General features: G+C 62.0%; 15 protein-coding genes and 1 tRNA gene. 8 read left to right on the top strand and 8 right to left on the bottom strand.

All coding sequences use genetic code 11. The features are described 5' to 3' along the window. Positions 1-549 precede the first annotated feature (549 nt). Entirely contained in the window at positions 550-1,941 is a 1,392-nt protein-coding gene (locus F3W81_RS16620; RefSeq protein ID WP_193080359.1) for an aminotransferase family protein, read from the bottom strand. A gap of 197 nt (positions 1,942-2,138) precedes the next feature. On the opposite strand from F3W81_RS16620, the gene F3W81_RS16625 reads away from it, so the two are divergent. Together F3W81_RS16625 and F3W81_RS16630 are read left to right on the top strand one after the other, a co-directional pair. Next, entirely contained in the window at positions 2,139-3,401 is a 1,263-nt protein-coding gene (locus tag F3W81_RS16625) for a glycerate kinase type-2 family protein (protein ID WP_193080361.1), read from the top strand. A gap of 113 nt (positions 3,402-3,514) precedes the next feature. Further along, entirely contained in the window at positions 3,515-4,951 is a 1,437-nt protein-coding gene (locus F3W81_RS16630; protein WP_193080363.1) for an MFS transporter, read from the top strand. On the opposite strand, the gene F3W81_RS16635 is transcribed toward F3W81_RS16630, so the two are convergent. Both F3W81_RS16635 and F3W81_RS16640 read right to left on the bottom strand, forming a co-directional pair. Continuing rightward, positions 4,948-5,595, bottom strand: coding sequence for a GntR family transcriptional regulator (locus tag F3W81_RS16635; protein ID WP_193080365.1), 648 nt, complete (start codon positions 5,593-5,595; stop codon positions 4,948-4,950). The two genes, F3W81_RS16630 and F3W81_RS16635, sit on opposite strands and share 4 nt — an antisense overlap. Before the next feature lie 64 nt (positions 5,596-5,659). Continuing rightward, positions 5,660-6,352: a M48 family metallopeptidase gene (locus F3W81_RS16640; protein WP_193080367.1), complete on the bottom strand. Its 693-nt coding sequence runs from the start codon at positions 6,350-6,352 to the stop codon at positions 5,660-5,662. 115 nt (positions 6,353-6,467) lie between these two features. Here F3W81_RS16640 and F3W81_RS16645 point away from each other — a divergent pair, with 115 nt between their 5' ends. The 3 genes from F3W81_RS16645 (at position 6,468) to F3W81_RS16655 (ending at position 9,272) form a co-directional block, all read left to right on the top strand. Further along, positions 6,468-6,794: a TIGR02300 family protein gene (locus F3W81_RS16645; protein ID WP_119400063.1), complete on the top strand. Its 327-nt coding sequence runs from the start codon at positions 6,468-6,470 to the stop codon at positions 6,792-6,794. A gap of 133 nt (positions 6,795-6,927) precedes the next feature. Then, a tRNA-Ala gene (locus F3W81_RS16650) sits at positions 6,928-7,003 on the top strand. Between the two features lie 463 nt (positions 7,004-7,466). Continuing rightward, the gene (locus F3W81_RS16655; RefSeq protein WP_193080369.1) at positions 7,467-9,272 is read left to right on the top strand and encodes a putative bifunctional diguanylate cyclase/phosphodiesterase; all 1,806 of its coding nucleotides are present in this window, start codon (positions 7,467-7,469) and stop codon (positions 9,270-9,272) included. A gap of 22 nt (positions 9,273-9,294) precedes the next feature. Here F3W81_RS16655 and F3W81_RS16660 read toward each other — a convergent pair whose 3' ends face one another. After that, positions 9,295-11,763: an ATP-binding protein gene (locus F3W81_RS16660; protein ID WP_193080371.1), complete on the bottom strand. Its 2,469-nt coding sequence runs from the start codon at positions 11,761-11,763 to the stop codon at positions 9,295-9,297. 93 nt (positions 11,764-11,856) lie between these two features. Continuing rightward, on the bottom strand, positions 11,857-12,219 hold the full coding sequence (locus F3W81_RS16665) for a response regulator (RefSeq protein WP_193080372.1): 363 nt from the start codon (positions 12,217-12,219) through the stop codon (positions 11,857-11,859). Between the two features lie 131 nt (positions 12,220-12,350). Between F3W81_RS16665 and F3W81_RS16670 the strand changes: the two genes are divergently transcribed. Then, on the top strand, positions 12,351-14,903 hold the full coding sequence (locus F3W81_RS16670) for a CheR family methyltransferase (protein ID WP_226941718.1): 2,553 nt from the start codon (positions 12,351-12,353) through the stop codon (positions 14,901-14,903). Positions 14,904-14,919: 16 nt separating this feature from the next. On the opposite strand, the gene F3W81_RS21045 is transcribed toward F3W81_RS16670, so the two are convergent. After that, complete coding sequence (locus tag F3W81_RS21045; protein WP_193080374.1) at positions 14,920-17,871, bottom strand: S8 family serine peptidase; 2,952 nt, start codon at positions 17,869-17,871, stop codon at positions 14,920-14,922. Between the two features lie 169 nt (positions 17,872-18,040). Between F3W81_RS21045 and F3W81_RS16680 the strand changes: the two genes are divergently transcribed. Then, positions 18,041-18,919 carry a sulfotransferase gene (locus F3W81_RS16680; RefSeq protein ID WP_193080376.1) on the top strand — a complete coding sequence of 293 codons (879 nt, stop codon included), beginning with the start codon at positions 18,041-18,043 and terminating at the stop codon, positions 18,917-18,919. A 336-nt stretch (positions 18,920-19,255) separates the two neighbouring features. On the opposite strand, the gene F3W81_RS16685 is transcribed toward F3W81_RS16680, so the two are convergent. After that, positions 19,256-20,551: a glycosyltransferase gene (locus F3W81_RS16685; RefSeq protein ID WP_193080378.1), complete on the bottom strand. Its 1,296-nt coding sequence runs from the start codon at positions 20,549-20,551 to the stop codon at positions 19,256-19,258. Beyond that, positions 20,548-21,864: a glycosyltransferase family protein gene (locus F3W81_RS16690; protein WP_193080380.1), complete on the bottom strand. Its 1,317-nt coding sequence runs from the start codon at positions 21,862-21,864 to the stop codon at positions 20,548-20,550. Before F3W81_RS16690 ends, F3W81_RS16685 begins: the two co-directional genes overlap by 4 nt. A 278-nt stretch (positions 21,865-22,142) precedes the next feature. Here F3W81_RS16690 and F3W81_RS16695 point away from each other — a divergent pair, with 278 nt between their 5' ends. After that, positions 22,143-23,063, top strand: coding sequence for a glycosyltransferase (locus tag F3W81_RS16695; RefSeq protein WP_193080382.1), 921 nt, complete (start codon positions 22,143-22,145; stop codon positions 23,061-23,063). The last annotated feature ends 74 nt before the right edge of the window (positions 23,064-23,137 follow it).

A 23,137-nucleotide genomic window follows, 5' to 3' on the forward strand; every position in this document is an offset into this window, starting at 1 on the left:
CATCTGTAGTATTGAATATATCGCGATGAAATCAGTGGCGGGCAATCTTTCGCCCAGCGAAACGAGCGAGAATAGCTCCAGCCGAAGATCATAAAACGGTGAACTATAGTGCCCAACCTCACCTCGGGAGCCGCCACATACCCTCGATACATTTATGAGTTCTGGGCGCAAATGAGGGAGCTTAAACAAGCGGTCAGGCACGAATCAAACCACATTATGATCGGGTGCTGCTGGCATATGTTATTTCCATGGCCTGTTTTGCAGCAGGGGGCTCTGCCCCCGTCAGCTGCGCTGCCTCCCCCGGGATATTTGGACCAGGGAAACGATGCAGGGACGGCTCCTCTGTCATCTTGCTCTAAATACTTCCGCCGGAGGCGGAGCAGCCTCTGGGTGCGGCGCGGAGCGATCCGGTTCGCGCGACATTTACTTCTTTCCGGGGGGGGGGGAGCGCACCGCCGGGATACCGCTTTGATACCGACGTAATACCGACGTGCAAAAAGGGCCGCCCCACCCTGTTAACCAGGGCAGGGCGGTGGCTTAGGGCAAAGGTCAGCCGAAGACGCGGGTCAGGGCGACATCCATCGCCGCTGCGATCTCGTCGATATTGTCCTCGGTAGCGATCAGCGCTGGTGAGAGGCAGAGCGTGTTGTTGCGCCCCGGCAATGAGCGGTTGGTGACTCCGATCAGCACGCCCTGGGCGCTGCATTCCGCGACGACCTGCTGGGCGAGTTTTTCGGCCACCGGCTCTTTCGTGAGCCGGTCGGCGACCAGCTCGGCGCCGCAGAACAGGCCCTTGCCGCGTACGTCGCCAACGACCTTGTGCTTCTCCTTCAGCTCCTCGAGCCGCATCATCAGGCGGGTGCCCATGGCCAGCGTATTGTCCAGCAGGCCTTCGTCCTCGATGATGCGGATGTTTTCCAGAGCTGCCGCCGGGCCTGCGGTGCAGCCGCCGAAGGTGCTGATATCGCGGAAGTAATTCAGCGGGTCGGTGCTGTCGTCCTTGAACATGTCGAAGACTTTTTCGGTCGTCACGAGGCAGGCGATGGCCGCGTAACCCGAGGCGACGCCCTTGGCCATCGTCACCATGTCGGGCTCGATCCCGTAGTTCTGATAGCCGAACCAGGTGCCGGTGCGCCCGAGGCCACAGACCACCTCGTCGATGTGCAGCAGGATGTCGTACTTGCGGCAGATCTCCTGCACGCGGGGCCAGTAGCCCTCGGGCGGGGCGATGACGCCGCCGCCCGCCGTCACCGGCTCAAGGCAGAGCGCGCCGATGGTGTCGGGGCCTTCGCGCAGGATCACCTCTTCGATGGCATTGGCCGCGAGCTCGCCATAGTTCGCAGCGTTTTCAAGGCCTTGCTCGTGGGCGCGGTATGCCAAGCAGTGCGGCACCTCGACGAAACCGGGGGTGAAGGGCCCGTATTGCGCGTTGCGCTCGGGCTGGCCGCCGGCGGAGAGGCAGGCGATGGTGGTGCCGTGGTAGTCGCGCTCACGGAACAGGATCTTGTGCTTCTTGCCGCCGTAGCGTTTGTGCGCGATCTGGCGCACCATCTTGAAGGCTTTCTCGTTCGCCTCGGAGCCGGAGTTGTTGTAGTAAACTCTTGAAAGACCTGGCATTTTCTCGATCAGGCGCTTGGCGAAGAGGGCTCCGGGGATGGAGCCTGCGGAGCCTGCGAAGTAGTTCAGCTTGACCAGCTGATCGCGCACCGCGTCGGCGATGCTTTCGCGCCCGTAGCCCACGTTGACCGTCCACACGCCGCCCGACACGCCGTCGAGGTAGCGGGTGCCTTTGGCGTCCCAGACGTGGATGCCCTTGCCCTCGACCATGACCCTAGGATCTGTGGTCTCGTAAGGCTTATGCTGCGACATGTGGTGCCAGACATGGGCGCGATCGGCTTCGATGATGCCCGAGATGTCGTTTTCGTTGAGTGCGCCGTCCATGATGGCTCCCCTGTTTTCAGCGAAATTTGCGCGAGCCTAGGCGGCGTTTGCGGCTTTGGCAATCGGGGGTGGCGCCGCGGCGCGGCGCTGCCTAGTCTGGGGGCTAAATTCCCGCAAATGCCGGTTCGGTATCCCGTCTGTATCGCGTCGGTAACCCGTCGGTTTTGCACCGCAGCATTTTCACGGAGCCCTTCGCCATGGACACTGCCACCCGCGCCTTTCTGACCGATCTGTTCGAGGCCGCCGTCGCCGCCGCCGACCCTGCCGAGGCGCTGCGCGGCCAGTTGCCGCAAAAGCCCAAGGGGCGCACCATCGTCATCGGGGCCGGCAAGGGCGCGGCGCAATTGGCCGCGGCCTTTGAGACCGCTTGGGGGGCGCCGGTCGAGGGGATCGTGGTGACACGCTATGGCTACGCGGTGCCCTGTCAGCATCTTGAGGTGATCGAGGCCTCACATCCGGTGCCCGATCAGGCCGGCGCTCACGCAACGCAGAAGGTGCTGACTTTGCTGCAGGGGCTGAGCGAGGACGATCTTGTGGTGTCGTTGATCACGGGGGGCGGGTCGGCTTTGCTGGCAGCCCCGCCAGAGGGACTGACGCTGGAGGATGAGCAGGCGCTGAATCGCGCATTGCTGGCCAGCGGTGCCCCGATCGGGGCGATGAACGCCGTGCGCAAGCAGGTCAGCCGAATCAAGGGCGGTCGTCTGGCGGCTGTTGCCGCCCCGGCGCGGGTCGTCAGCCTGATCGTGTCGGACGTGCCGGGCGATGCACCTTCCGAGGTCGCCTCGGGGCCGACAGTGCCCAGCAGGTCGGGCCGGGCCGAGGCGATGGCGGCGATTCGCACCTATGGCATCGTGCTGCCGGAGTGCATTCAGGCCTTTCTCGACAGCGCACCGGAAGATGCGCCCTCGCCCGATGACGAGCGTTTCGCGCGCAACGAGGTGCGGGTCATCGCCTCGGCGGCGCGATCGCTTGAGGCGGCGGCGCGGCTGTCGGAGGTCAGGGGTATTCCGGCGGTGATCCTGTCGGATGCAATGGAGGGCGAGGCGCGCGAAGTTGCGCGCGTGCAGGCAGCCATTGCACGAGAGGTCCTGCGGCACGGCAGGCCCTTCCCCAAGCCGGTGCTGATCCTGTCGGGGGGCGAGACGACGGTGACTCTGCGCGGCACCGGCCGCGGCGGGCGCAACAGTGAGTTCCTGCTGAGTTTCGCGCTGGAAATGGAGGGCTGGGACGGTGTTGCGGCGCTTGCCGCGGACACCGACGGGATTGATGGGTCCGAGGACAACGCCGGGGCCTTTGCCGACGGCGCAACCGCTGGCGAGATGCGCGCGGTGGGCTGTGATCCGGCCGAGGCGCTGTCGCGCAACGATGCCTATACGGCGTTTGACGCGGTAGAGCTGATCTTTGCGCCGGGTCCGACGGGCACCAATGTGAACGATTTCCGGGCGATCCTGCTGCGCTAGGCCCCGGCGTTTGGCGGATAAAACGCGGGCGGACTTTACCCGGTTTCAGACGTAGTCGAGACGCGGCGCAGTGGTGGAAGCCCCTCACGGGGCACGAAAAGGCAGACGACGGCATGGACGGCAAGACGGATGCGGGCGCTGAGGCTGCGGCGCCCGAAACAGAGGACCTTGGCAGTGGCATTGCCCTGCCTCTGCTGGTGGCGGCGACACTGTTCATGCAGAACCTCGACGCCTCGGTGAACACCCCGGCGATCCCGGATATGGCGGCGGGCTTCGGCGTGGCTCCGGTGGATCTGAACATCGGCGTCAGCACCTATATGATGACGGTGGGGATCTTTATCCCCGCGACGGGCTGGCTGGCGCAGCGGTTCGGGGCGCGGCCTGTGTTCCTGCTGTCGATCCTGATCTTCACCCTCGCCTCGGCGCTATGCGGTATGAGCCAGAGCCTGCCGCAGTTCGTCGCCGCGCGCATCCTGCAGGGTCTTGGCGGGGCGATGATGGTGCCGGTGGGGCGGCTGGTGGTGCTGCAGATGACCCCCAAAGACCGGCTGATGAACGCGATTGCGCTGCTGACATGGCCGGGGCTGGTGGCGCCGGTGCTGGGGCCACCGGTCGGGGGGCTGATCATCGACAATGTCAGTTGGCACTGGATCTTCTGGCTCAACCTGCCGCTGGGGGCGCTGGCGCTGCTGGTGGCGCTGCGCATTGTGCCTCGGGTCGAGCGGGAGCCGGGCAAGTCCTTTGATTTGCTGGGTTTTATACTGCTGGGCGCCGCGGTTTTCTGTCTGCTGTTTGCCGCAGACATGCTGAGCGGAGATGAGGTGAACTGGCTGCTGGAGGGCGCTCTGGCGCTGTCGGGTGTCGCGCTGCTGGGCCTGGGGCTGCGCCATATCCGCCGGGTCGAGCAGCCTGTGCTGCGGCTGGATGCGCTGCAGATTCCGACGTTTCGGGTGACGGTGATCGGGGGCACTCTGTTCCGCCTTGGCATCAACGCGGTGCCGTTCCTGATCCCGCTGCTGTTCCAGCTGGCATTCGGGTGGAGCGCGTTTCGCGCCGGTCTGATGCTGATGGCGGTGTTTCTGGGCAATATCCTGCTGAAACCCTTCACCTCTTGGATCCTGCGGACCTGGGGGTTCCGACGGGTGCTGGTGGTCAATGGTGTGCTGAATGCGGGGACCATTCTGGCCATGGTGCTGATCGGGCCGACCTCGCCGTTTCCGGTGCTGATTGCTCTGCTCGTGGTGGCGGGGATGGCGCGCTCGATGCAGTTCACGGCGCTGAACACGATTGCCTTTGCCGATGTGGAGCGGCCGGGGATGAGCGATGCCAACACGCTGTTCTACACGGTGGTGCAGCTGTCGCGCGGCGTCGGGATTGCGCTTGGCGCGATTGGCTGGCGGCTGGGCGGCGTGCTGTTCCCCGAGGCGGGAGAGGTCGCGGCCTTCCGTTTCGCCTTTGCCGTGGTCGGGCTGATTTCGCTGCTGTCGGTGGTTGAATGCTGGCGGCTGGCACCGAATGCCGGCGATGTCGTGGCGCGGGGGCGGCGTTAGGTCGTCAGCATCCGGAGGCCCTGTGTCACGTCCGAGCGCACGGCAAGGCGCAGGCCCGGTTCGTCGCCAGCCTTGAGGGCGGCGATGATGTGGCGGTGGAAATGCGGCGCTTCGTTGCGGCGCATCTTGCCGTAGAGCTTGCGCATCGTCGGACCCAGCTGCAGCCAGACGGTTTCGGCCATCGCCAGCATCGCCGGGGCCTGAGCCCGCAGGTAGAGCGTGCGGTGAAATTCCAGATTGGTGCGGATGTAACCGACCGAATCATGTGTCTCGACCATGGTGGTGATGGTGCCGTTGATCATCTGCAGCCGGTCGATCAGCGCCATGTGCGCACGCGGCAGGGCGCGCGAGGCCAGCTCCACCTCGATCAGAGAGCGCAGGGCGGCAAGTTCCTCGATCCGCTCGTTCGAAAGATCCGGGGTGGCGACACGACCCGAGGAGGACAGCGACAGCGCCCCTTCGGCGACCAGACGGCGCACCGCTTCGCGCGCCGGGGTCATGGAGACGCCGAACTCCTTGCCGATGCCGCGCAGGGTCAGGGCAAAGCCCGGCTCGATCTCGCCGTGCATGATGCGGGTCCGCAAGCCGCGATAGGTGCGGTCATGGGCCGAGGGAGAGGGATCCGGGCGTGTGTTGATGAGCATGGGTGCGATGTGATCACAAACCGGGTCAGCGTCAAGGGCGCATGTCACAGCGCCCTCGGCGCTCTCAACCGTCGAAACGGTAGCGGTGCAGGTCGGCGCCGTTGCGGCGCAGCCAAGCGCGCGGGCCGCGGTAGTCGCCATAGAGGCGCTGTACGACATCCCAGAAGTCCTGCGAGTGGTTCATCTCGGCCAGGTGGGCGACCTCATGTGCCGCTACATATTGAAGAATTTCCGGCGCAGCGAGGATCAGACGCCAGGAATACATCAGGGCTCCGTCCTGCGTGCACGACCCCCAGCGGGACCGCGTGTCGCGCAAAGTCAGCCGGGAATAGGGCAAGCCAAGCTGCGCGGAATAGTGATCGGATGCCGCGGCAAGCTGATCGCGGGCGCGGGCGCGCAGGTATCCAGCGAGGCGGGCAGGCACGCGATCGGCGCTTCCGGGGACCTCGATCCGGTCCTCGATCAGGCGGACGGTGCGCCCCGTGACGGATGTGATCACACGCATCGCCCCCTCGATTGGCAGCGATACACCGGGCAGCGGCACCACATCATCGGAGCGCGCCGAGAGATGGCCGCGCAGCCAGTCCTCCTTTTCGGCAGCAAAGGCGAGGGCGGCGCGGTCGGACAAATGGCTGGGCAAGGTCAGCGTCACACGCCCGTCCAGCGACGAGACGCGCAGTGAGATCCGGCGTGCCCGCGCCGAGCGGCGCAGAATAAGCGGCACCGGGGGGTTGCCCGGCAGGACGTGCTGGCCCATATGCTCTCCCGTTACGTTTGCGTAAAGTGGCGTCAAAAGGTTTTGACACCCCCCGACCGTTATGGCAGGTGGCGCAGATCGTGGACAAGAGATGTCAGCCAAAAGGGGAACCCAAATGCCCAAGGAAGAATGGGGCACCAAGCGTGTCTGCCCGACCACAGGCAAAAGGTTCTATGATCTGAACCAAAACCCTGCAATCAGCCCCTACACCGGCGAAGTTGTCACGCTCGACACCGGCAAGAGCCGGATGATCGCTGCCGACAACGAAGACGCCGTGACCAAGAAAGCCGCTGCAGCCACCAAAGCAGAGGCCGACGACGATGTTCTGGACGATGATGATGTCGATGTCGATCTGGGCGATGATGTGCTGGAAGACGACGACGACGATGATAACGTCTCGCTCGACGACATCGCCGATGTCGCCAACGACGACGACGACTGAGCGCAAGCAAGGTCGGATCTGCAGCGCCAAAATGGGGGTTGCAAAGACTTTGCCGGGGGCGCGATTTTTCGCTTGATCCCGCCCCGGGCTTCCCTTAGATAGCGCCGCACAGGGTTGAATAACCTTGTAGAATGGGGCCTTAGCTCAGCTGGGAGAGCGCCTGCATGGCATGCAGGAGGTCAGCGGTTCGATCCCGCTAGGCTCCACCATTCTACCAATTTCCCAAAACAACATTATCTCCCAGACACCTGCGAGTGGACGCCTTACCACCCGGTATGGCGCGGCTTTTGCAGCGCAGTCGGTTCTGCTGTGAGCCGGCCCATGCCTTGCGTTCTGCAGCCAGGACGCGGTTTGGCGATGGCCAATCGTGATTTATAAAGTCTTAATTGAATATTAAGCAGTCGTGAACACACTCGACTCGTGCGGGTTTACGTGCAGACTTGATTGATGACGTTGGGTAAGGGGGCGCGCAGCTCCCGCCCGGCGGATTGAAATGCAGGTTTGGCCGGGCTCGGCATGGGTATGATTTTTCGGGGGCTGTTCCCGAGCGGGAGTGAGGATGCGTCAGGGATGTTTCCGAGAAGACGACAAAGGCAGCCCGGTGGCTGAGCGGGACGAGTCGTCTGTGCTGATGCCCTTCGGGCTCCCGTCTCGCCTGGCCGGGGTGAGCTGATGATTCGGATCGACAACAGCGAGCAGATCGAAAAGCTGACCGGCAATCTGCCCGACCTGATGAACGCGCTGAGAAGTGCCGCGACGTTGGCTGAAACCGTGACGGGCGCCTGTACAATCGTCCTGCACCTGTCCTCGGGCATGCTGCCGAATGTCGAGGTGACGGATTGCGTGTCAGGCGATCCCGATGATGTCGCGGCGCTGCGCCAGCTGACCACCGGACTGACCGACCACTACGCCCCGATGGGCCGCATGGCGCGTCACGATGCGGAGGCTTCGCACTACAGATCCTGCACGCTGAGGGGGGCGCAGGCGCGCTCTGGCATCGGGCGGGCGCTATTTTTGCAAACCGGCGAATGCATCGGTGCCATCGGGATCGGCCTGCCGGAGCCGGGCCGCGATGCCCGGACTCCGGGGTTGGATCAGGTGGCGCTGAACTTCGAATTTCTGCTGGATGGCTGGTGGGCGCGTTTCGCGCTGGAGCAGGATCTGTCGGACAGCCGCAAGCGGGCGCTGCGTCTGCAACGGATTTCCGAGACAGACCCGCTGACCGGGCTTGAGAACACCTCGGCCTTTGAGGGCAAGGTGCGTGAGAGGTTGACCGACCCCGACCAGCCTTCGGCCTTCATCCTGATCGACATTGATCACTTCAAGTTGGTGAACGATCTCTACGGGCACCAGTTTGGCGATACCTATCTCAAGGTCGTCTCTAAGGCGATTTACGATTCTTTTCAGTCGGGCTCGATCGTCGGGCGGCTGGGGGGGGATGAGTTCGGCGTGCTGACCGATCTGCCGAAGATGGGCGACAGCTATCTGCGTTCGTTGCTATCGCGCTGCCGCAACACGATCCTGCGCGCCACGGCCTATATGAACAAACCCGAACTTGGGCGGGTCAGCATCGGGGCGGCGCTTTTCCCGGATCAGTCGCTGGAATACGAACATCTCTACAAGCGTGCGGATCTGGCGCTCTATGCCTCCAAGGCGTCGGGGCGTGGCATGGCGACGGTCTATAGCGACGAGGTCGGCAACCGCTTTGATCAGTCCGAACTGGCCAAGACGTTTCAGGCGGCGTGCCGCGCGGGGCAGGTGGTGCCCTATTTCCAGCCGATCATCGATCTGGCGAGTGGCGAGACCCGCGCCTTCGAAGTCCTTTGCCGCTGGGAAAACCCGCGTCACGGAGTGATCACGGCCGAGATGTTCTCGGCCATCTTCGAGGATCACAATCTGGCGACGCTGCTGACCCGGCACATGATCCAGAGCGCGCTGAAACATTTCACGGCCGGGCAGCGCGATCTGAAGGTGCCGGCGAAAATGTCGCTGAACGTCACCTATTTCGACCTCATGGACCGGGAGTTCGTGTTCGATTTTCAGGCCGCGCTGTCGGATTTCAATGTCGAGTGGTCGTCTATCATCATTGAGGTGCAGGAAACCGTCGTCATGGGCGAGCCGAACGGGCAAGTCTTCCGCTCGCTTGAGGAGTTGCGCCGTCGCGGTGCGCAGATCGCGCTGGATGATTTCGGCACCGGCTATGGCGCTCTGCGGCATCTGAAGAACTGGCCGGTGGATATCGTGAAGATCGACCGGTCCTTTGTGCGCGACCTGAGCACGGATTTCCGCGACCGGGCCATCGTCAATTCGATCATCCAACTGGCGAAGGAGCTGGGCTTCAGCGTCGTGGCCGAGGGGATCGAGACCCGGGATCAGGCGACGCAACTTGTCGAGATGGGCTGTGAATTCGGTCAGGGGTTCATCTATGGCCGACCACAGGGGCCGACAGGGTTTGCGACGCGCCTGATGATCGACTGAGAAGCGGCCCCGCCGCTGCTGATCAGTCCTTCGTGGCGTGCAGCCGCTCTTGCGCCGAGGCGGCGATTGCCGCAGCCATTTTTGCCACGCTGACCGGTTTGCGTAGAAAGGTGCCCTGTGTGGCCGGGTCGATGCCTGCCGCTGGGGCGCCGAAACCGGACATGAAGACGACCTTGATATCGGGTTGATGAAGACGCAGCAGATCCGCCACATCGTATCCGTCGCGCGGGCCGGGCAGGTTGATATCGGTCACCAGAACATCGAAGGGCGCGGCTGTGCCCGCCTCGATCAGGAAGGATTCGACCTGCGTTCCGTTCTGGCACATTTCGATGTCGGCCCCGAGAATCCTGAGAGATTCCGCGAGGATGTCTCCGTAGAGCGGGTCATCCTCGACCACCAGAACGCGCAGACCTTTGAGGCTGATGCCGGTGCCGGTGACAAGGGAAGCGGCGGGTTTGACCTCCTTTTCCGCCGCTGGCGCCGAGTGCATGTTTGCAGGCGGCGGCGCTTGGCCCGGGGGCGGCGCGGCGGGCAGCTGCAGGCGCGCGACAGTGCCCATGCCTTCGCGCGAGGTCAGTTCGAAGTGGCCACCGTTTTCCTGAGCGAAGGCCACGGCAGTCGCCAGTCCAAGGCCGCCTTGCGTGTCGCCGCTGGTAAAGAACGGCTCGGTCGCCCTGGACAGGACATCCGGGCTCATCCCCGGGCCGTTGTCGATGATGGTGATGCAGAGGGCATCAGTGCGTTCTTCGATGCAGACCAGGATCTCGCCATCCGTTCGCCCGTCGGCGGCGATGGCATTGCGCGCATTGATCAGCAGGTTCAGCACGACCGTGTTCAGCGCCGCCGGGTCACATCTGACCCAGAGCGCTCTTTCTGGCAGTTCGCCTTCCACCCTGATGGGCGGGGCAATCAGTTTTCGGGCCTGTGCAACGGCATCAAAAAGCGCAACCGTCACATCGAAGACCTGAAGCGGGCGGCTGTCGGCCAGAATGGAGAGAGGGGCGCTCTGGTTGCCCTCGGTCAGGACCATGCCCCGGCTGCAGGCAGTCTTGATGGCGTTGAAGTAGCGCCGTGCGGCATGGTGATCGTCGCGCAAAAGTCCGGCATCAGCGGACAGTCGGATGGCCCCGAAAATATTGCTCAGGTTGTGGATCATGGCCGGTGACAGGCTGTGGCGCGTCCCGTTTGAGGCGTTTTCGTTTGCCGCCTGTGGCGCCGACGGGAGCATCTGGTCCGCCGTACGGTCCTGCACGGACAAGACGAAGAGATCGCCGGAATCGGGGTCGGGCATCCGGTTGACCGTGAAGTGCAGCATCTTCTCCTGGCCATCAGGACCAAGACAGCCAAGATCGATCGGCATCAGCCGCCCGCTGGCCAGAATGCGAGCGGCTGGCCGTTCCGCGGGGCGCAGGATGCGGCGCTCGCCCTCAAGCGTATGGAACGGCGTGTCATAGAGCCAGGCGACTGGCGAGGCCGCCTGCATGGCGTTGGCCAGAGCCTCGGCGCGCTGGTTGGTCATGCGCAGATCTCCGCGACCGTCGAGGGCAAAGACGGCGGCGTCGACTCCGTCGAGGATCTGGCGCAACTGCCGCTCGCCAATGCGGGCGCTGGCCTCGGTGACGTTGATCCGGGCGGCGGCGCGCAGCACCATCACAGCCGCAAAAAGGGTCACGGTCACGGCGAAGAGACCGAGTTGGAAATGGGACCGGGGCAGGGCGTCCTCCAGGCGATGCAGTGGCAGGAAGTGCATCAACAGCGGCAGGATCAGGATCAGCGGCAGGGTGCGGCGGGCCAGTCGCCCACCTCGGCTGGGGGCGAACAGATTGGCGACCCATCCCTCTTCCGCGCTTGCCAGAAGGAGCGCGCAAAACAGCACCGCGAGGCACAGGGCAGTCGGCAGGGCCATTGCGCGAAAGACACCGACCTGCTGTAGCGCCTGTGGATCGAAGAGATAGCCATCAAGCGCCACCAACACGAGGATCAGCCCGCAGCTGGCAGCGACGCGGCACAGCCAGCGCAGTCTTCCATCGCCCTGAGCCGAGGGGGACGACAGGACCATCGTGCTGACAGCCGCCATCAGCAGGCTGAGGGACGTCGCTAGGGACATATCGTCTTTGGGGGGTGCGAAGGGGGCCGCCATCAGATCGGTGTTTTCCATACTGAGGCGTATGCCAAATCGCAGGGCCGCATAGATCCCGACCACCGCCGCAAGAGCAAATCCAACGCGCTGCCAGCGCCTGTCGCGCGGGCCGATGGCCAGCAGTAGCGCGGCTGCGATGCCGCTGAGACTCGCGGCAGTGGCGGGCACCATACCGGGCAGGCCGATTTGTACACGCGTCAGCTGGTCGATGCCCGCCGCGCTGCCGACAAGCAGAATGACCAGCGCCATGGTTCCTGCGGCCAATGCCAGACCGAAGGACCAGGACCGCAGATGCTGGTCCACTTTCGCTTTGTCGCGATAGGGCGCAGGTGGCGTGTCTTCACTGAACATGCGCGAAGCCTAGCGGCGTTTCGGCGATTCACACAGAAAATTCCGCATGACAGTATCTGGGGGACCCGCGTTAGTGGGCGACCGCCTCTCGTCTCAGGAAGTGAACTGACGGACCAGACGCTCAAGATCCACCAGACTTGCTGTTTTGGTGACCTTAGCCTGAGCCTGTCGCAAGCCCTGTTCAAACAGCGGTGAGGCGATGATCTCGGATTTTCCGGTGATGATGACAACCGGGATATTGGTATCGGCGGCGCGCACGGCATGGATCAGAGTGATCGCCCCGCCCCCCTTCATCAGCACGTCTAGGAAGACGATGTCATAAGGATCGGCCTGCAGAATGGGCACGACCTGACTGCCCTGATCGACGCCCGTCACCTGGTGGCCAAGCGCCTTCATCCCATCGCAGAATGCAGCAAGATAGTCGGGGTCGTCATCTGCAATGAGAATGCGTGCCAAGTCTGTCTCCCCGTCATTTCGCGGTTGGGTTGTGCCCGGTCCATGATACGCTCGACAGGTGAGCAGGGGTTTTTACGGGGGGCATTGGTATGCAGACTAGCGGATCAGAGAGCATAACGCGAGAGCAGGTGATGCCTGTCATTGCAATCGGTGCCTCTGCCGGCGGGCTGGAACCTTTGGAGGACTTTTTCCGCAAAGCGCCGTTTCTGGACGGCTGGTGCTTTGTTATCGTTCAGCATTTATCACCCGACTATCGCTCGATGATGGACGAACTTCTGGGACGCTGCACCAAAATGCGGATCGTTCACATTCAGGATGGGATGACGCTGACGCCGGATACGATTTTCCTCAACGGCCCGAATTCGGTCGTCACGCTGGAGGGGGACACGCTGCGGATGCGCCCGTTTCAGGCTGGAGATCGAGTGCCGAATCTGCCGATCGATGCGCTGTTCCTGTCGCTGACACAGCGCCCGGTTGAGAGCACCTTTGCCGTTGTTCTGTCTGGCTCAGGATCAGACGGGACACGCGGCGCTGCGGCGTTTCATACCTTGGGCGGCGCGGTCTTTGTGCAGTCGCCAGAGGAGGCGACGTTTTCCTCGATGCCGAAATCCGTGCTGATCGCGGATTCCGCTGACAGGGTTCTGGCGGCTGCTGCGATCCCCGGTGCGATCCGTGATCACCTGCGCAATGGCGGCAAGATCGCATCGTCGGCTGAGGTGCTGTCAGAGGATTCGGCGCGCGCTATTCTGGAGCTGCTGGAGCGCGCGCATCATGTCGACTTTTCGGCCTACAAGGCGCCGAACGTGCTGCGGCGTATCGAACGGCGTCGGCATCTGCGCGGGATCGAGACAATCGAGGGCTATCATGACCTGCTGCGCGGCAACCCCAATGCGCTGGACGAGCTGTATCAGGACCTGCTGATCGGTGTCACCGAGTTCTACCGCGATCCTGATTCGATCCGGGTTCTGCGCAGCAAGGCGCTGGATGCGCTGGTCGCGCAGTCGAGCGAGGAAAGCTCGATCCGGATCTGGGTGCCGGCCTGCGCCAGTGGCGAGGAGGCCTATACCATCGCCATCGAACTGAGCGAGGCGCTGAAGGCGGCAGGGGTCGAGCGCAAGTTCCGTATCATCGCAACAGATGTGCATCGCCGCTCGATCGACCTTGCGTCGGCCGGGATCTTTCCGCGGTCGGCCATGGAGAATGTCCCGCCGAAGATTCTGGACAGCTATTTCGCACGGCACCGCGACCAGTATGTGATTGACCCGCTGCTGCGTCAGAAGATCGTGTTTTCGGTGCATGACGTCCTCAGCGATCCGCCCTTCATGCAGCTGGACCTGATCTCTTGCCGCAACCTGATGATCTACATGAACGATGACTCTCAGAATCGCATGATCTCGATGTTCCTGTTCGGGCTGCGCAAGGACGGGTATCTGCTGCTGGGGCCATCTGAGAGTCTGGGGCGATATGCGGATCAGTTCGCCGTCATCAACAGTCGCTGGCGGCTGTTTCAGAACGAGTCGAGCAAGCGTGTGCTGGATCGCTCGATCCTGTCGGGGACGCTGCACGCCAGCAGCCGGATCGAGACAAATTTCCCAGAGCAGAGGATTCCACCGCGCCGGACGTTACCGCGTGCGATTCTGGCTGAACCTGTGCATCGCAGCGAGCGCGATAACCTGATCCGAAGCTATGACGCCCTGCTGAAACGCTATGCGCCGTCCTCGATCCTGATCACCACGGATGGCACCGTGCTGGCCTGGTTTGGCTCTGCCAGCGCCTATATCGACACGATGAACAACCTCGCGGAATGGACGGTCGAGGATATCGTGCATCCCGATCTGCATTTCACCATCAACGTTGGCATTGAGCGGCTGCGGCAGGGCCAGACCGACAGTTACGAACGCAGCATCGCCGTCGACATGGCCAGCGGCGACAAGCAACGGCTGGCGATCAAGGTCGAGCCGCTGGAGCTGCATTCAAAATCGCGCTTTCTGCTGGTCGGGCTGAAGCGGGAGGATGTGCCGGAACAGGCCGCAGCCCCCGGCAGCACCGAGGCGCTGTTGCAGATTTCCGGCGAGGATCACTCGCTGCTGGCGCGCCGGATACAGGAGCTGGAGCGTGATCTGCGGCTGACCGAAGAGACCCTGCAGCATGTGACCGAACGGCTGGAAGCCAGTGGCGAAGAGCTGCAGGCGTCGAACGAGGAGTTGCAGGCCTCCAACGAGGAACTGCAGGCGTCCAACGAGGAGCTGCAGAGTTCGAACGAGGAACTGCATGCGGTGAACGAGGAGCTGGTCTCCGTCTCGGCGGAGCACGAGCGCAAGATCGAGTTGCTATCGGAACTGAACCGCGACACCGAAGTGATCCTGGATATACTTCGGGTCGGGGTGATCGTGCTGGACGACCAGCTGCGCATCCGTCGCTTCAGCCAGCTGATCGGCGCGACCTTTCAGCTTGAGGCGCATGACATCGACCGCACGTTGGGCGTGGTGGGGCCGCGCCCGGATTTCGCGGATCTGGCCAATCTTGTGCGCGAGGTGCTGCAGACCGGTGAGGCTGTCACCAGATCCGGGGCCTATGGCGCATCGACGCTGGAAATCGGGGCCTTTCCCTTTGATCGCGACACCGATGATGGGGCCCAGAAGGGGGTCGTGCTGCTGTTCTCCGGCACGGGGGTTTTCAACTGAGGAGGGGACAGGACGCTTAGTGCATAAAATCAGAGGAATCGAGATCTGCGATCTGCACGCCCTTCAGCAGGATTGTATTGCCCAGACCGTCGGAAATCTGTGTGTCCGCCCCGATTTGCGACAGGTGATTGGCGAAGAGATCATCAAGGTCGGCAATGGCGCTGACCTGCCGAAGGTCGATCTTCTCCCAGGGGTTGAAGGCATCGAAATCTGGGATGGTGTCCCGGCCAAAGCCACCGGCAAAGACAAAAACGTCGGCGTTGAAGTTGCCGCGCAGCATGTCGTTGCCGGCCCCGCCCTCAAGCGTATCGAAGCCTGAATTGGCATTCAGTGTGTCATCTCCGGACCCGCCCGACAGATAGTCGTTGCCCGTGCCGGCAAAGAAATTATCACCGCCCTTGCCGCCGTAGAGGCTGTCATTTCCGCTTTCACCGAACATACCGTCGCGCCCGTCTTCGCCAAACAGCACGTCATTGCCCGAGCCCCCGAACAGCCGGTCAAGACCTTGACCGCCATAACCGGTGTCATTGCCAGAGCCGCCAAACAGGTTGTCCGCCTGATCCCCCCCATGGAGCAGATCATTGCCGTCATTCCCTTCAAGCCGGTCAAATCCAGCTTCACCATAAAGGGTGTCGTCCCCGGACCCGCCGTATATGCGATCCTGTTGGCTGCCGCCCATGATCAGGTCGCTGCCTTCGCTGCCATAGAGGTAGTCGTTTTGGCTGCCGCCCATCAGCGTGTCGTCGCCGTTGCCGCCGGTCAAATGGTCACTGCCCTGGTTGCCCATCAGATAGTCATTGCCGGTGCCGCCATACAGATCGTCGGCACCGTCGCCACCGTCCAGAGTGTCATTGTCGCTACCGCCGTCGATCGTATCCGCCCCCGCACCGCCAAAGACCCAGTCATCGCCAATGCTCGCGTCGATCATGTCATTACCGTTGCCACCGTCGATCGTGTCCTGCCCCGAACCGGCATAGATGACATCCTGCCCGTCTCCGCCGTTGATCGAGTCTCTGCCGGACGAGGAGGTGATGGTGTCGTCGCCGAGGCCACCGTTGATCCGGTCATCGCCAGAGTCGCCCGACAGGGAGTCATTGCCGTTGCCGCCGTCCAGCGTGTCCGCGCCCGCCCCTCCGAGCAGAATGTCCGAGCCGCGCCCGCCAATAAAATGGTTGTTGGCCATGTTCCCGACAACCGTGTCATTGCCATCACCGCCCGCGAAGTGTTCCATGGTGCCGCTGATCTCGGTCCAGGTGTAGCCTGCGACCTTGAGCGCGGCCGAGGTGGCTCGCATGTTCACATGCGCGCTGCCCGAAACGGCGGCCATGTTTATCCAGTCCTCGCCGCCATCGCTGTCGGTGATCGAACGCCGGGCCCCCTCGCGCTGCTGCAGGGCGAGGAAATCATCGGTGAACGTGTAGATGTCGTCGTTGGATGCCGCCGCGCCTTCGAAGCTCAAAGAAATGCCTTTCAGAAAACCGGTATCTCGCGATGCGGTATCAGTCGCCTCGACCCGCCATGTTCCCGCGTCGGTCATGCCACGCAGAGAGGCGACTCCAAAGGTCCAGTCGCTATTGTATGAGTTGCGCCCGTCATGGTCAAAAAGGGGCACTTCGGTGCCATCAGGGGCAATCAGGGTGATCGAGATGTCTGAGACCCAGCTATGGCTGAACGACACTTTGACATAGAGGTGCTCGATCTCGACGCTTGCCTCAGCCACGTTGATCGACAGGGAGGTGGTGCTGAAATCTGAGATCGCCAGCGCCGTTGCGGGGGTATTGGACAGGGTGACGGAGGTGGTGTTGCGGCCCGTGTCGGGCGTCATCTCGGTCCAGACCTCGGCCATGCGCACAGCGGCCAGAACATCGACCATCCCGTACCCATAGCTCTGGTTATAGGTCATGCCGCCGCCATTCCAGTTTTCGGCACCATTCGAGAACCAGTTGCCGGCCTCATACCCGGAAGCGTTCTGGCCAAAGCTGGAGCCGGTCTGCGCGGCAGAGGCCGCGAGGATGTTCTGTACGTCGCGCCAATGCAGATCGGGGTTTGCCTGCAACATCAGAGCTGCCACGCCTGACACCACGGGCGCAGCAGCTGAAGTACCGCTGAAGGTCGTTGTCATTCTGCCGGCCGTATAGCCATCGAACCCGGTCATGTCGGTTGTGACCGAAGCTGCCGGGGCTGCAACAAGGATGTTGTGGCCCCAACTGGAATAGCTTGCTGCGTTACCGGAGCGGTCCGTCGCGGAAACGACGATAAGCTCGTGCATGTTGTTCAGGCCTTCGCCCTGTGCATTGCCGTGAATACCGAATTGCCCGTATATCGTGTCGTGGGCAAAATTCCCGACCGCCTTGATGAATATCGTGCCGAGGCCGTCGCGGCCCTCGCTGATCGCCTCTCGCAGAGCCATGGCTTCGCCGGCCGTCTGTGACGCCGCATTGCCCAGATTCGAGCCCGAGAGGAATGCCTGATAATTGCCCCAGGAAAAGTTCACCACGTCAAACCGCTCGGCTGAGCTGAGCACCGAAAGATATTCCGCATAGGTCAGGTCGAAGGCGTCATTCAGGTAATCGACGCCGACGAGGGTCGCGCCATACGACACCCCGATCGCGTCCGTATCGTTGTCGGCAGCTGCAATGATCCCGGCCACCGCCGTACCATGCCCGGAGCTGCCATCGTTCGGCGTTGATCCGACCAGGTCAATTTCCAGCGTCTGGTCATAATTGCTCCGCAGGTCCGCATGGCTGGATTGAACGCCGTCGTCATAGACCGCAACCGTCACGCCATCGCCGCAGTAATCTGCCCATACGGCCCTGATGTCGCCAATCAGCGCAAAGTGCCACTGCGAGGAGAAAAGAGGATTGCTTCCCTGAGGCATGGGGGCTCCGTGTTGCACGAAAGGTTCCCTCAGGAATAAGGACACAAAGCTTAACGTGGCCCCATATTTCAGGCAGCTGAGCGCGCGCAATTCCACTGGCTTTAACGAACAAAGTAACCGTATCGAAACCACGCTGGACAAAGAGGTGGAGGAGTATCTGCACCTTCGGCGGCATTCTGACAGCTGAGATTGGTAAACCTTTGGTTGAGGAATTGGCGCTACACCGGATCATGACAGAACGTCGGACCGGCAGGCAGATATGACAAAAACAGGCATACAACCGGGGCTATTTGGGCACCTTTTCCTGAGCGTCGGGGCGATGAAAGCGGGCACGACCTGGCTGTATTCGGTCCTCGAAAAACACCCCGAGCTGCATTTCACGCCCGAAAAAGAGCTACATTATTTCTATCATCGTTACGTCGATGATCGTCAGCTCTCAGATCGGCGACGTCTGACACTGGCCAAGGATCGCTACCTTGATCCTTTTGATCCGGCGCGTGCCAATCCCGATCGTGTGCGGCTGAACCTGCACTGGGTCGCCAATTACCTGCAGCGCCCTGTCGATGATCTGTGGTATCGCAATCTGTTTACGCGCCTGCGGGGTGAGACCTACAATTGCGACTTCTCGAACCTGTATACCCATCTGCCGCAAGAGGCCTGGCCGAGGATTCACGCCGACTGTACCAAATTGCGCGTGATCTATACCATGCGGCACCCGGTCAAACGTCTGTGGAGCCACGTTAAATTCCACCTACAGATCACAGGGAAAATTGACGCTCTGTCTGACTGGTCGCCGCGTCAGATCCACGATTTCGCCAAGCTGCCCTTTATTTGGGACAATGCTGAATATGGCGCGGCACTGCGCCGCATGAAAGCCGGACTGCCGCAAGAGTGCCTTCTGCCGGTGTTCTACGAAGATATGCGCAGTGACCCCAGGGGCGTATTGGCGCGCATCGAGGATTTTCTGGAAATCCCGCATCACACCTATGATGAGGTGTTGTTGTCGCAGAAGGTCAACGCATCAGCGTCGATCGAGATGCCCGCGCACTTTGGCGAAATGTTCAAGGATGACTTCGCGCGCATTATGGACGAGGTTAGGGCCGAGGGACTGCAGCCGCCTGATAGCTGGATCGCGTGAAAGGGGCCTCGCAGCCTCGGTTGCCTGCAGTCAGCTTCGTATAGGCTGTTAGTGCTGCCTGCGCGGACTACCTGCCTTCAGGTGGGCCCTTACGTCCGTGACCCTTCTCCGGTCCAGCGGTAAACAAGAGCTAAAGCTGCAAGAGGGTGACTGAGATTGCCGGCCCCCTAGGTCTGCGAGCGGGGTGGCACTGCTGCTGCTGCCCGACAGCTTTTATTAACTGAACTCCATAAACATCGAAGGATTAAGAGGTCGCCATGGCCTGCGTGAAGTTGGTCTTCCGCCATGCGTCGGACCGACTGAAACCCAGAACTGCCGCGGCTGTCACTTGAGCATTCAGGCGCGCTTTAGCGTCGTCGCTGCCGTGCTGTTCTTGGTTTTGGCCAGTGATACGATCTGGGAGTCCGGCTCAGCAAGGTTGCGGTTCATGAGCGGCTCTGTCAGCGCCACGAAAGCATCCGCCTGTGCGTTGAAATCCATAACCTCGATCGGTGCGGCAAAAGGGTCTGGCCGGTTCAGGGCATGGAGTATCTCGCTTCTGAGCATGGTGTGACCGTCGCCGATGCCCAGCATGCGATCCCGGTCTGGCCCCAGATGCTCGGATGTGCCGCCGCTGTCTGTCTGGATCACACGCACCCCACGCGCCAGGGCTTCGCGAATGGTAAGGCCAAAGGTCTCTTTCCATTGGGAGGGAAACAGCAACACGTCGATCTCGCTCCAGAAGTCATCCATGCTGGCCTGACTGTAACGCGGATGCACGGACCAGTCGCCCGGCAGAGCTGCAAGATCGGTGGTGTGCCACCAGCTGCCGTCCATGCTGCCATCTGCCAGCAGGACGCGGAAGTCCTTGCGCTTCAGATCCGCGAAGGCACGTTCGATCAGTGGCCAGCCTTTCAGGTCCGACGGACCGCCGCAGTAGCCGAAGACCAGACGCGGATCCCGTTTTCGCCTGCGAGCCTGTCGAGCGGCAAACCCGGGCAGGGGCAGGGTTACGCCATTTTGCCAGACGGCCTGTGCGCGCGGCCGGATGCCGGAGTCATGACACAGGGCGCGGGCAAACTCCGACGGATAGGTCATCAGGTCAATGTTGGCTGCGTCTTCCTGAAGATGCAGGAAACGTGTTCTTGTCTGGGTGATGTCCATCACACATGAGCGGCACTTGCTGACCTCGACCGGGGATTGACCGCAATAGCGGCCATCGGGGCGGATCATGAACTGCCGCTCGCAGATCCACCAGAAATCATGCGCTGAGACAACGACCGGCAGTTTTGCCTGCCTCGCCGCATGCAGGACGCCCGTCCCGAGCTCCTGTATGCAGTGCAGGTGCACCATATCAGGCTCCAGAGACTGGATCAGCCGGCTGGTGGCTTCACCGACCTGCGGGTTCGAATACATCTGCGCATAGGGGCGGGTGGGGGGCAGGTTGATCACGTAATTGACCACGGGGCCGGATTGCACCTTGCGGATGGCATATTGGGGCAGATCCTGCCGGCTGACAGCCGAGAGGACTGAGATATTCCATCCATGTCTGTCCGCGAGGCTGCGTGCCACCTCTTCAGCGACGATGGTCGCCCCTCCGTAGGTGTAGGGCGCAAAGAAGATATTGGCGACCAGCAGATGAGGGGTGCTCATGCGGTGACCCATCTGACCATGTCTGGGTCGATGATGGGCAGTTCTATGCGTGCGCTCCAGCGCTGCTCCAGCAATTTGCGGGCCGATTGCCCCATGGAGCGGGCCAGTTTCGGATCGCGGGCAAGATCCTCCAGTGCGATGGTCCAGTCTGCGCCTTCGCCCAATACGCGGCCTGTGATGCCATCTCTGACCAGTGCAGCCATGTCTGAAACCTTGCCGACAAGGCTCGGGACACCGACAGAACTGGCGTCGATCACCCGTACTCCGCTCTTGCATCGATTAAACAGGTCATCAGCAAGAGGCATGATCGCGACATCGCAAGACGCCAGACGGCCAAGGTAGTCTGCATAGGTGCTGAAGGGATGAGTCTCGAGCTGATCACGGATGTCTTCCGGAAGACGAGTCTTGTCAAAATAGCCCAGGATCACCAGTTTTCGGCTGCGGTCACGCGTCAAGAACCGCAGAACATCCTGCTCGATCACCGCGAAATCAACCTCATGTCCGTGCGAACCGCTGGCAAAGCACAGACGAAATCCGTTGTTGTCTGTCTGGGTGCTTTCGGGTCGGTGCTGATCCAATGTAGAGCGGTCGGCGAAGTTCCGGCGCAAAAAGACCGGGCGCTGGGTGAACTGCTGTGCATGTGCCTGCAAGGCGGGTGTCGAAACCGAGATCACGTCGGCCATGTTCATCACATCTGCATAGGCGGGTGCCTCGGCCATGAAGCGGGTTTTGAACTCGCCAGGAAGCGCGTCCATATTGCCGTAAGTGGCATAGGCCGGAACGGAAAACAGCGGATCGTCGATGTCGTAGAGGATCGGCAGGCGCAGGCGCCGTGCCTCGTAGAGATGGCGGGACACATCGCGGTGGCTGCGCAGGCGATAGAGTGTCAGATGGGTGGCATCCTGCATGATATCCATGCAGCGTGGCAGATCTTCATAATGGGAATAGGCGTATTCGCAGCCTGTTTCGGCAAAGACCTCGGCGAGCTGTTCGACCCGGTATTTTCGGCATTGTGGCAGGTTGAGGTCGCCGATCATCGCCACCTTTCGCCTCTGATGCAAAAGTGGCGGCGCGGCGATCTGGAAGGCCGCCAACCGGGCACTTTCTGCCCAGAACGACTGGATGTCATTTGTCGCATCGAAATGGCTCCGTGGCCCGATCGCTGTCACGCCAGGGGCTATCGACGCCCGATGGCCAGAGCGCGACAGTCTGAACCATGACCGCGTCCGGCCGAGCGTGCTGCGCCATCCTTCGCGACGCAGGTAATAAAAGAAGCGCTGCACGTTCTGGGGCGAAATCTGTCTGAGGTACATTGGCCGACTTCCGTTCTGGATCTCTTTTACGGTGATAGGCGCGTCCTGGTGAACGAAGTCTTTACGGGTGCAATTTAATCATCCGAGTCGAGAATCCCCTAGCACCGGAGCCCGCGGACATGAGTGAATTGAACGTGGTCAAGAACGCCCGAACCACCGATTCCGTCCGCTCTTGCCCGTTGCGGCATGAGGGGAGGCCGGGATTGCGCATTGTGCCCGACACTGGCCGTTCGATCGGGCCCGGCCGGTTGGGTGAGAGCCCGGAGAGGGAGGTCACGATGCTGATACTGATCGGGGTCCGGAACGGAGAGCAGTTTCTGGAGCCGCAGCTTGCCAGTCTGCTCGCCAGTGGTGTCGAGAGCTGGACGCTCTGGGCCAGCGATGACGGCTCCTCCGATGGCAGCGTCGCATTGATCGAACGCTTCGCGGAGGCGCTGGGCGATGGTCCGTGCAATGTCGTGGCGCGTCGTGGTCCGCAACAGGGTTTCGCTGCCAACTATTTGTCCATGCTGGCGGATCTTCCAGATGTCCCAGGCCTGGTGGCGCTGGCGGATCAGGATGACATCTGGTTGCCGAAACGACTGAGCCGCGCGGCCAAGATGTTGAACCGGCTGCCCTCGAGCATCCCTGCCTTTGTCTATGGTCGCCGGTTCGACTGGGGGCCGAGACCAGGGCGGATGCGGGCGTCGCGGATGCCACGCGGGCGGGCCTGTTTCGCCAATGCGCTGGTGGAAAATGTCGCCTTTGGCAATACGCTGGTGCTAAACGGGGCCGCTGCGCGCATCGCGCGGCAGGCGGCGCCTCTGGCCGAAGGAATCTATTCGCACGACTGGTGGCTCTATCAGCTTTTGACCGGTGCCGGTGCAATCTGCCTGATGGATCGCGAACCTTCCGTACTTTATCGTCAGCACGCAGGGAACGTGATTGGAGCACAAGGCTCCTTTGTGGACTGGACCAAGCGCAAGGTTGGCGTGGCGCGAGGGCTTTACGCCGCTCGGGTGCAGGCGCAACTGAATGCCCTTGAGCGATGCGAGGACTTTCTGACCCCCGAAAACAGGGAGATTCTGCGCCTCTTCGTCTCTGCGCGTCAGGCACCCTGGCCGCGTCGTATTCAGGAGATGCGGCGCGCTGGAATCTTCCGTCAGAACCTCGAGGGCAATATCGGTTTCTGGGGGGCGGTGCTGCTTGGCCGTATCTGATACGTCTTTTCCACGCCGCCACCGGGTCGTCCTGATTGGCGGCGATGGCGGTTTTTCCGGTGTCCCCAGGCACT

Source organism: Pseudooceanicola spongiae, assembly GCF_014899185.1.
Taxonomy (GTDB): Bacteria; Pseudomonadota; Alphaproteobacteria; order Rhodobacterales; family Rhodobacteraceae; genus Pseudooceanicola; species Pseudooceanicola spongiae.

Excerpts from the sequence above, each read along its gene's own strand:
- F3W81_RS16620 (WP_193080359.1), bottom strand. The coding sequence starts at position 1,941 with ATGGACGGCGCACTCAACGAAAACGACATCTCGGGCATCATCGAAGCC.
- F3W81_RS16625 (WP_193080361.1), top strand. The coding sequence starts at position 2,139 with ATGGACACTGCCACCCGCGCCTTTCTGACCGATCTGTTCGAGGCCGCC.
- F3W81_RS16630 (WP_193080363.1), top strand. The coding sequence starts at position 3,515 with ATGGACGGCAAGACGGATGCGGGCGCTGAGGCTGCGGCGCCCGAAACA.
- F3W81_RS16635 (WP_193080365.1), bottom strand. The coding sequence starts at position 5,595 with ATGCTCATCAACACACGCCCGGATCCCTCTCCCTCGGCCCATGACCGC.
- F3W81_RS16640 (WP_193080367.1), bottom strand. The coding sequence starts at position 6,352 with ATGGGCCAGCACGTCCTGCCGGGCAACCCCCCGGTGCCGCTTATTCTG.
- F3W81_RS16645 (WP_119400063.1), top strand. The coding sequence starts at position 6,468 with ATGCCCAAGGAAGAATGGGGCACCAAGCGTGTCTGCCCGACCACAGGC.
- F3W81_RS16655 (WP_193080369.1), top strand. The coding sequence starts at position 7,467 with ATGATTCGGATCGACAACAGCGAGCAGATCGAAAAGCTGACCGGCAAT.
- F3W81_RS16660 (WP_193080371.1), bottom strand. The coding sequence starts at position 11,763 with ATGTTCAGTGAAGACACGCCACCTGCGCCCTATCGCGACAAAGCGAAA.
- F3W81_RS16670 (WP_226941718.1), top strand. The coding sequence starts at position 12,351 with ATGCCTGTCATTGCAATCGGTGCCTCTGCCGGCGGGCTGGAACCTTTG.
- F3W81_RS16680 (WP_193080376.1), top strand. The coding sequence starts at position 18,041 with ATGACAAAAACAGGCATACAACCGGGGCTATTTGGGCACCTTTTCCTG.
- F3W81_RS16685 (WP_193080378.1), bottom strand. The coding sequence starts at position 20,551 with ATGAGCACCCCTCATCTGCTGGTCGCCAATATCTTCTTTGCGCCCTAC.
- F3W81_RS16690 (WP_193080380.1), bottom strand. The coding sequence starts at position 21,864 with ATGTACCTCAGACAGATTTCGCCCCAGAACGTGCAGCGCTTCTTTTAT.
- F3W81_RS16695 (WP_193080382.1), top strand. The coding sequence starts at position 22,143 with ATGCTGATACTGATCGGGGTCCGGAACGGAGAGCAGTTTCTGGAGCCG.